The 9,249-nt window shown below is 35.7% G+C and carries 8 protein-coding genes; 7 read left to right on the forward strand and 1 reads right to left on the reverse strand.

Annotation, left to right across the window (positions count from 1 at the left end):
* Nucleotides 1–43: 43 nt before the first annotated feature.
* On the reverse strand, nucleotides 44–256 hold the full coding sequence (rpsU, locus tag F3G75_RS06870; protein ID WP_009294994.1) for a 30S ribosomal protein S21: 213 nt from the start codon (nucleotides 254–256) through the stop codon (nucleotides 44–46).
* 138 nt (nucleotides 257–394) lie between these two features.
* On the opposite strand from rpsU, the gene ccoG reads away from it, so the two are divergent.
* The 7 genes from ccoG to F3G75_RS06905 all read left to right on the forward strand — a co-directional run bounded on the left by ccoG (nucleotide 395) and on the right by F3G75_RS06905 (nucleotide 9,130).
* Complete coding sequence (gene ccoG / locus F3G75_RS06875; protein ID WP_149717033.1) at nucleotides 395–1,720, forward strand: cytochrome c oxidase accessory protein CcoG; 1,326 nt, start codon at nucleotides 395–397, stop codon at nucleotides 1,718–1,720.
* 30 nt (nucleotides 1,721–1,750) lie between these two features.
* Entirely contained in the window at nucleotides 1,751–2,377 is a 627-nt protein-coding gene (locus F3G75_RS06880) for a TetR/AcrR family transcriptional regulator (protein WP_149717034.1), read from the forward strand.
* A 108-nt stretch (nucleotides 2,378–2,485) separates the two neighbouring features.
* A complete protein-coding gene (locus F3G75_RS06885; RefSeq protein WP_149717035.1) occupies nucleotides 2,486–3,646 on the forward strand; it encodes an efflux RND transporter periplasmic adaptor subunit in 1,161 nt (386 codons plus the stop codon).
* A gap of 10 nt (nucleotides 3,647–3,656) precedes the next feature.
* Nucleotides 3,657–6,782: an efflux RND transporter permease subunit gene (locus F3G75_RS06890; RefSeq protein WP_149717036.1), complete on the forward strand. Its 3,126-nt coding sequence runs from the start codon at nucleotides 3,657–3,659 to the stop codon at nucleotides 6,780–6,782.
* The gene (locus F3G75_RS06895) at nucleotides 6,772–8,154 is read left to right on the forward strand and encodes an efflux transporter outer membrane subunit (protein ID WP_149717037.1); all 1,383 of its coding nucleotides are present in this window, start codon (nucleotides 6,772–6,774) and stop codon (nucleotides 8,152–8,154) included. The genes F3G75_RS06890 and F3G75_RS06895 overlap by 11 nt, the downstream gene beginning before the upstream one ends.
* 16 nt (nucleotides 8,155–8,170) lie before the next feature.
* On the forward strand, nucleotides 8,171–8,398 hold the full coding sequence (locus F3G75_RS06900) for a hypothetical protein (RefSeq protein WP_021090435.1): 228 nt from the start codon (nucleotides 8,171–8,173) through the stop codon (nucleotides 8,396–8,398).
* Nucleotides 8,399–8,491: 93 nt separating this feature from the next.
* Nucleotides 8,492–9,130: a tRNA 2-selenouridine synthase gene (locus F3G75_RS06905; protein ID WP_149717119.1), complete on the forward strand. Its 639-nt coding sequence runs from the start codon at nucleotides 8,492–8,494 to the stop codon at nucleotides 9,128–9,130.
* Nucleotides 9,131–9,249 lie beyond the last annotated feature (119 nt).

Here is a 9,249-nt window from a genome sequence, read left to right on the forward strand (position 1 = left end):
AGAAGAGTTAAACAAAGAGAGCGGGGCCCTCTTTGTCTTGGTTTTAGAGTCTTGACTCGTAGCGTCTAAGCATATAAAGACGTTTAAGCATTTTCTTGCGAGCAGCAATTTTTTGTTTTTTGCGGATCTCAGTTTTAGGCTCAAAGAAGCGTCTAGCTCTTGCTTCAGTTACTACTAAGTTACGATCAGTTTGTTTTTTAAACTTTCTGTAACCCTCATCAAATGACTCGTTAGGATGTACCTTAATACCAGGCAACGTCCTCACCACCTTTCAGATTAAAATAAACCGTGAGTATAGTTTAACTTTCATAAATTTAAGCTTTTAACTATTTTTTTTTAAAACTCTTTTAATGCCATAAGCTTTATAATCATAAAATTTCAAAAAAGGCTTATTATGTCAAAGGATTTTCATCTTAGCTACGCCAAGAGGCGTTACATTTTTTTCGCCTGTATTACGCTATTTGTCTTTGTTTTGCCATTTATCAGGGTAAATGATGCACAGTTATTTTTGCTAAGTTTTGATAAAAGTAGAGTTGATCTCTTTTTTACAAAATTTGATATGCAAGAGCTGTACTTGCTACCATTTTTATTTATTATTTTGTTCTTAAGCATATTTTTTCTAACGACACTTGCAGGGCGCGTTTGGTGCGGTTGGAGCTGTCCGCAAACTATTTTTAGAACGATATTTCGTGACCTTTTGCAAACTAAAATTTTAAAGATTAGAAAAAATATCCAAAATAAACAAAATGAGCCAAAAGGACAAATTTTAAAGCGTACTTTAGCAGTTGGAATTTGGTGCGTTTTAGCTCTTATTATTTCGGCGAATTTTTTATGGTATTTTGTACCACCGCTTGATTTTTTTGCTTATTTAAAAGAGCCAAGTGAGCACGGAGTTTTACTTGCATTTTGGCTTATTATAGCTATTTGGTTAGTTTATGATGTCATCATTTTAAAAGAAAATTTTTGCATTTATGTTTGTCCTTACGCTAGGGTGCAATCGGTGATGTTTGATAACGATACGATCCAAGTTATTTACAATCAAAAAAGAGGCGGCGTAATCTATAATGGACAAGAGAAATTTAAAAAGCCAAAAGAAGAGGGTGCGCTGTGTACTGGCTGCGAGGCGTGCGTAAGAGTATGCCCAACGCACATTGATATAAGAAAAGGTATGCAGCTTGAATGTATAAATTGTCTAGAATGTAGCGATGCTTGTGCTAAAGTGATGAAGCATTTTTATGAAAGTTCACTTATTGAGTGGAGAAGTATAAATTCTATAAAAGAGCAAAAAAGAGTCAAAATTTTACGCTTTAGAACGGTTGCTTACCTTGTCATTTTGGGTATTGTCTTAACAGCTGGGGTATTGATGAGTGGCAAAAAAGAAAGCATGCTTTTAAATATAAATAGAACAAGCGAGCTTTATAAAATTTTAGACGAAAATGAAGTTGAAAATTCTTACGTATTTTTGGTGCAAAATACACAAAATAAAGAGCATGCATTTTACTTTGAAGTAGATGATAAGAATATAGAAATTTCTCGTCCAAATAAGCCATTTATATTAAAAGCAGGTGCAAAACAACGAGTCATTGTCACATTAAAATCAAAAAATGAAAATTTAAGCGATAAAGATCTTTTAAAACACATAAATATAAAAGCCTATGCCACCGATGAGCCGGCTATCAGCGTGCAAAGGCAAAGTGCTTTTATCTATCCTAAAAGATGATAAAATGGCAAAAATTTAACAGGAAGCAAGATGGCGATCTCAGAAAAGGGTAAAAAAAGATACGAACTTATCGTAAAAACAGCACTTGAGCTATTTTTAGAAAAAAGATACGAAAAGACAAGTTTAAGCGATATTGTAGCGATAAGTGGTGGATCACTTTCTAGCATTTACACGTTTTTTGAGAACAAAGAGGGGCTTTTTGAGGCGATCGTTGAGCAAGAGATAGATAGCCTTATAAAAGAGATCGATGAGAAAATAGATCTTAAAATTTCTCACAGCTTGGAGGAATTTTTAACCAAATTTGCAACCATAACATTTTCTATTACTTGCAGTAAAAGGCATATCTCTCTTGGTAGGATAATGATGAGCGAGGGTTCTAAAAATGGTAGCAAACTTGGTAAGACGTTTTTGGATCAAATTTTAAAAAAGATTGATCTTGTGCTTATAAATTTCTTTGAAAGAGACGAAGTAAAAGCTAAGCTTGACTCAAAATTTTCAGCCAAATTTGCTGCAAAGTACTTTATACAAAGTGTGATTGGGGCTTATTACTACGATTCGCTTTTGATAAATGAAGAACCAAAGCTTAGTGTAAAAGAGCGTAAAAAGCATGTTGGCTTGTGTGTTGAGTTGTTTTTAAATGGAGTTAGTAAAAAATAAAATTGACTTTTTATTTGTTTTCTAATAGAATCTAGAACTTTAAATTTTTGTAACAATTATTACAAAAACTAAATATGATATTAAAATTTAAAATTAAGAGAGGTTTTTATGGCAAATTTTAAAAGTGCTCTTGTGCTTTCGGTTGCAGTTTTATTTCTAAGTGGTTGTTTTGAAAATAAAGAGAATAAAGCGGCAGCAGGCCACCAGATGCCGCTATCTCATGTGGATATTTTTACTGCACAAAAAACAGACATACCTATTAGTTTTGATTACACTGCAACGGTTACAAGTAGTCAAGATGTTATTATCTATCCAAAAGTTGGCGGAACTATCATAAAGCAGTTTTTCAAGCCAGGAAGTAAAGTAAAAGCGGGCGATAAGTTATTTTTGATAGATCCAGAAAAATATCAAGCTAGCTTTGACTCACTTGATGCCTCTGTTGGAGTAGCAAATGCAAATTTAAAAAATGCCGAGACCGAGTTTAAAAGAATTTCTGCCCTTTATAAGAAAAATGCAGTCTCTCAAAAAGACTATGACGCAGCAGTTGCAGCCTATGACATTGCAAATGCGAATTTAGTAAGTGCAAAAGCAAATTTAAAAAATGCAAAAATAGATCTTGGCTACACGACTATCATAGCGCCATTTGATGGCGTAGTGGGTGATAACCAAGTAGATGTTGGCTCGCTTGTCATAGCAAACCAAACAAAGCTTGTAAGACTTACAAAAATAAATCCTATTGAAGCAGAATTTTATATCGCTGATGTGGATAATCTAAGCAGAAAAGCAAATTTAGATAGTGGCGCTTGGCAGCAACTAAATAGCGAGGCTGTTTTAAATTTAAACAATGAAGGTTTTACTGGCAAGGTGACATTTATAGATAATGTCGTAAATACCGCAACTGGCAGCGTTTTAGCAAAGGCTAGCTTTGATAATAAAGAGGGTAAAATTTTACCAGGTGCGTTTGGTCATATAAAGATGAGCGGCTTTGTTCAAAAAAATGCCTTTAACATCCCACAAGTTGCCCTTCAACAAAGCGCTACAAACTCTTATGTTTTAGTCGTAAAAGATGGCAAAGTAAGCCAAAAAAATGTAAAAACAGGATATCAAACAAAAAATATGGTAGCAGTCACTGAAGGTCTTGAAGAGGGAGATAAGATAATCGTTAATAATTTCATTAAAATCGGAGTTGGTGCACCAGTTGAAACTGATAAAGACCTAAGTGCGGAATTTATAAACGGCAAAGATGCAAACGCTACAAGTAGCAAGTAAAGGCAGATAGATGTTTTCAAGATTTTTTATAAACCGCCCGATATTTGCAACTGTTATATCTATCATCATAGTTATAGCAGGTTTTATGGGTATCAAGGGGCTTCCTATAGAGGAGTATCCAAGTCTTACTCCACCTACTGTCTCTGTAAGTGCGACATATAGCGGTGCTGATGCACAGACTATCGCCGACTCAGTCGCAAGTGCGATCGAAGATCAGATAAATGGCGTTGAAAATATGTTATATATGCAAAGTACCTCAAGCTCAGCAGGTACTATGAATATAAGCGTATATTTTAAGATCGGCTCATCGTCAAAACAAGCTACGATCGATGTAAATAACCGCGTGCAAGCTGCTCTTTCAAGGCTGCCTCAAGAAGTGCAAAATATGGGCGTAACGGTTCGCGAAAGAAGTGGCTCGATCCTTCAAGTTGTTGGCTTTACAAATCCAAATATGAATTTGATCGAACTATATAACTATGTAAATTTAAATATTGCTGATGAGATAAAAAGGGTTAGTGGTATCGGTGATACAGTATTGATAGGTACTAAAGAGTATTCTATGAGAATTTGGCTAAAGCCAGACAAGCTTGCTCATTTTAAACTAACTCCAAGCGACGTCATTTCTCAAGTAAAAATTCAAAACTCACAATACGCCGCTGGTAAGATAGGCGAACAGCCATCGGATGGTGGTAATCCTTATGTTTATTCTGTTCGTACCGATGGACGTCTTAAAAATGCAGCTCAGTTTGGCGATATAATAATTAAAAGTTCCGATGGATCAGTGTTGAAGCTAAAAGATGTAGCTACTATAGAGCTTGGAGCAGCTAGCTATGCTAACGACGCGATGTTAAACGGCAAACCGGCTATTCCTCTTTTGCTATTTTTACAAAACGATGCGAATGCTCTTGCTACCGCAAATGCTGTAAAAGAAAAGCTTAACGAGCTAAAGAAAACTTATCCTGTTGGCCTAGAGCACACCATAGCTTATAATCCAACAGAATTTATAGATGTTTCAATTGATGAGGTTATAAAAACTTTCATTGAAGCGATGGTACTCGTCTTAATCGTAATGTACTTTTTCTTAAAAAGTTTTCGGGCGACTATCATTCCGATGCTTGCTGTGCCAGTTTCTATCATAGGTACATTTGGCGGACTTTATGTGATGGGCTTTAGTATAAATTTGATCACGCTTTTTGCCCTGATCCTTGCCATCGGTATCGTCGTAGATGACGCTATTATCGTCATAGAAAATGTCGAGAGAATTTTACATGAAGATAAAGATATAAGCGTAAAAGACGCGACATTTAAAGCAATGGAGGAGGTGCAAACTCCGGTTATCTCTATCGTACTCGTGCTTTGCGCAGTTTTCGTACCAGTTTCATTTATGGAGGGCTTTGTTGGCGTTATACAAAAGCAGTTTGCTCTAACGCTTGTTGTTTCTGTTTGTATCTCAGGCTTTGTTGCTCTTACTCTTACGCCAGCGCTTTGTGCGGTTATGCTTAAGAAACAAGAGAGTAAGCCATTTTGGATAGTTCAGAAATTTAACGACTTTTTTGACTTTAGCACTAGACTCTTTACGGCCGGAGTGGCTAAAATTTTAAGGCATATTATTATTAGCTTTATTGTAATTGGTATTTTAGGATTTGCCACTTATAAGCTATTTGATGCTGTGCCAAAAGGACTTGTGCCTTCAGAAGACAAGGGTGCTTTAATGGTTATCACCTCACTTCCGCCTTCAACAAATATGCTAAAGACAAAAGAAGAAGTAGTCTCGATTAGCAACGCCATTTTAAGCAATCCAAATGTTGAGTTTACTATAGCTTTTGCAGGTTATGACATACTAGCTAGCTCGCTTAGAGAAAACTCAGCCGTTAGCTTTATAAAGCTAAAAGATTGGAGTGAGAGAAAAGGCGCTAACAATGGAGCTGATGCATTAGCTGGCCAGTTTAATGGTATGCTTTGGAGCTCAAAAAACTCAATGACATTTGTTGTAAATTTACCACCTATCATGGGTCTATCAATGACTGGTGGCTTTGAGATGTATCTACAAAATAAAAGCGGTAAGAGTTACAACGAGATAGAAGCAGATGCTAGAAAAGTATCAGCAATAGCCAATGCAAGGCCTGAACTAACAAATGTCAGAACCACGCTTGAGACAAATTATCGTCAGTTTAAGATAACAGTTGATAAAGAAAAAGCTAAATTATTTGGTGTAAGCGAGAGTGAAATTTTTAGCACAGTAGCAGCTACTTTTGGCTCTTACTACATAAATGACTTCAATCTTGCTGGTAAATCTTACCGAGTATATGCAAGAGCTGAGGAAAGTTTTAGAAATAATCCTGAGGATCTAAGAAAAATTTTCGTCCGCTCATATGATGGCGGCATGGTGCCACTAAATTCAGTAGCAACACTTACAAGAACTATCGGACCTGATATCGTTGATAGATTTAACCTCTTTCCATCAGCTAAGATCATGGGTGATCCAAAACCTGGCTACACGTCAGGCGATGCGATCAGAGCGATCCAAGAGGTCGTAAATGACACGCTAAGTAGCGAAGACTACGCTATAAGCTGGGCGGGAACGGCGTATCAAGAGGTAAATTCTCAAGGAACGGGCACGGTTGCTTTTATCTTTGGTATGATCTTTGTCTTTTTGATCCTTGCAGCTCAGTACGAAAGATGGCTCATCCCGCTTGCAGTCATCACAGCCGTACCATTTGCGGTATTTGGCTCGTTGCTAGCTGTTTGGATAAGAGGGCTAACAAATGATATCTACTTTGAGATCGGACTCTTGTTGCTTATTGGTCTAGCGGCTAAAAATGCTATTTTGATCGTAGAATTTGCTATGCAAGAGCGTGATAGTGGTAAGAGTATATTTGACTCAGCGATAAATGCAGCCAAACTTCGCTTTAGACCAATTGTAATGACATCAATTGCATTTACTCTAGGCGTCTTCCCGATGGTTATAAGCACAGGCGCAGGCGCTGCATCTCGCCACTCATTAGGAACTGGCGTGGTTGGTGGCATGATCGCTTCTACGACGATAGCTATATTTTTTGTGCCAATGTTTTACTATTTGCTTGAAAATTTAAATGAGAAATACTGGAAAAAGGGAGCAAAAAAAGATGAAAAATAAGGCGTTTATACTTATAACGGCAGCGTTTTTAGCTGGTTGCTCATTTCGTCCAGATATGCCAAATGTAGATACAAATTTCACATCTACTTACACTTATGAGACAAGCGATATAAGGGATCTTTGGTGGAGAGAATTTAACGATGAAAATTTAAATTCTCTAGTGGAAAATGCACTTGAGAAAAATACAAATTTACGTGTTGCTTATTTAAATTTAGAGAAAGCAAAGGCAAGCCTTGGTGTAGCTGAGGCAGATTTGCTTCCTGGTATAAATTTAAATGTAGGCTACGAAAAAGCAAAAAGTAGCGGTGAAACGTATACTAAACAACCACAAACTCGTTATAGAAAATCAGATATAAATTTAGGATTAAACTATGAGATCGATCTTTGGGGTAGAGTAAGAAATAATGTAGCAGCAGCCGAAGAAAGCCTAAATGCAACCAAATTTGACTACGATAGTGCGAGACTAAGCATCAGCTCAAGTGTTGCAAAAAGCTACTTTGCGTTAGTTTCATTAAATATGCAAGAAGCTGTGCTAAGAGAGACTTTAAAAACCTATGAAGACACGCTAGCGCTTCGCAAAACACAGCTTGATCTTGGAAGCATAAACGAGATGACTTATTTGCAAAGCAAGGCAGCAGTAGAAAGCGCTAAGACCAATCTTACTTCTATATTAAATGCAAAGTCAAAAGCTATCACCTCACTAGCTATCTTGACTGGTAAAAGTAATAATGAAATTTTAAATGGAGCTGTTGCTAGTTCGCAAAATTTACCAGCTTCTCCCGAGATAAGTGCTGGCATTAGCTCTGAAATTTTGCTAAGAAGAAGTGACGTGGCAAAGGCACTAGCTGATTTAAAAGCTACAAATGCACTTGTTGGTGTTGCAAGGGCTGAGTATTTTCCTACGATTTCACTTACTGGACTTTTTGGCTTTTCAAGTATTGATTTTGAAAATATCTTTGTTGGAAATGCCAATACATGGAGCATAGGGGGCTCTTTAGCACAGAAAATTTTTGATTTTGGTAGGACAAAAAATAATGTAGCAGTGGCTAAAACAAATGAACAAATTGCCGCTGTTAATTATGAAGCAGCGGTAAAATCGGCTCTTGGCGAAGTAAGAGATGCGCTTGTTTCAAGGCAAAATGCAAAAATTTCTTTGGAACAAGTGAAAAATTTGCTAAAATCCCAACAAAGAATTTACTCGCTTGCTAAAGAGCAATATGATGCTGGCTATATTGGACATTTAGAGCTTCTTGATGCGGAGAGAAATTTGCTTCAGGCAAAATTACAAGACGTCTCAGCAAAGCTTGATGAGGTCGATAGCGCAGTCGAAGTTTATAGAGCTTTTGGTGGCGGTTTTAAGTTAGAAAAATAATTAAAAAGGAGAGAAATTGGGAACTAAGATATTAAATTTCTTGTTTTCTTGGGGATTTTTTGTTTTTGCTATCGCTCTTGGCGTAGCATTATGGTTTGCGATAAATTACGTGGATACATTTAGGCTTGAGTCAAGCTTTTATGATATCGGTGAGATATTTATGATGGCAGCTGTTTTTTGTATTGCCTTTTATGTGATCGCAGCAATATTTGTTATTCCTATTAGAGCGATCAAAAAATCTTAATCTTTCATCTAAGGACAAAATCCTTAGATGAACTTCTTGACTTTATTGTGTAAAATTCTTAGATTTTTGATTATTTATTTTAAAAATTTATTTATGAAATTTACCGCATTTATATTACTACTTCTAACAAGTATATTTTTAATAGCTTGCTCAGCTAATCAAGCAAATAAAAAGATAAGTAACTCTGAACTAGAAAACTTAGCTAAACAATATGGTGGAGTATATATATTTAATCAAAAATTTGTTGATGAGATAGAGAGAAGAGAAAAAGAAAGAGAAGAGCTAGCCAAAAATTTAGGTGATAAAATAAGATCAAATCCTAGAAAGATAAAACAAGGTGATAAATTTATAACAATATATGATGTAGACATGACCTTGGTAAATCAAAAACTCCCTCAAATCCTTTCAAATGGTAAACCATATTTTCTAGGTGGAACATCTAGTAAAATTTCACAAAGTTGTTATGAAAAAATTTATAGCTTCATAGGTCATGAGAATTTAAAAAAATATGAACCTTGGATATTTTCAAATTTATATTACAAAGATAAAGAGGATAATATAGTTCAAATTTCATGTACTGTAGTTTATGAAAGAGTAAAAACACAGTATGGACTATTTGGAGATGAAGGCAGAGGCTTTAGTTTTAAAAAAAATAGCTTTGAAAGTCTTGGTGGTGGAAACAAATTCATTCTAACAAACAACAAATTTATAAAAGCAAACAAGGACAAGTAAGTGCAAACTAAAAAATCAAATAAAGAGCTAATAAATTGCTTTAAAGACTATATTGATATAGCTGATGCAAGTTATGCAATGCTTCATAATGTATTTGAGAATGAAAGAAATGGACTTGA

The organism is Campylobacter concisus (assembly GCF_902460705.1).
GTDB classification, from domain to species: Bacteria; Campylobacterota; Campylobacteria; order Campylobacterales; family Campylobacteraceae; genus Campylobacter_A; species Campylobacter_A concisus_Z.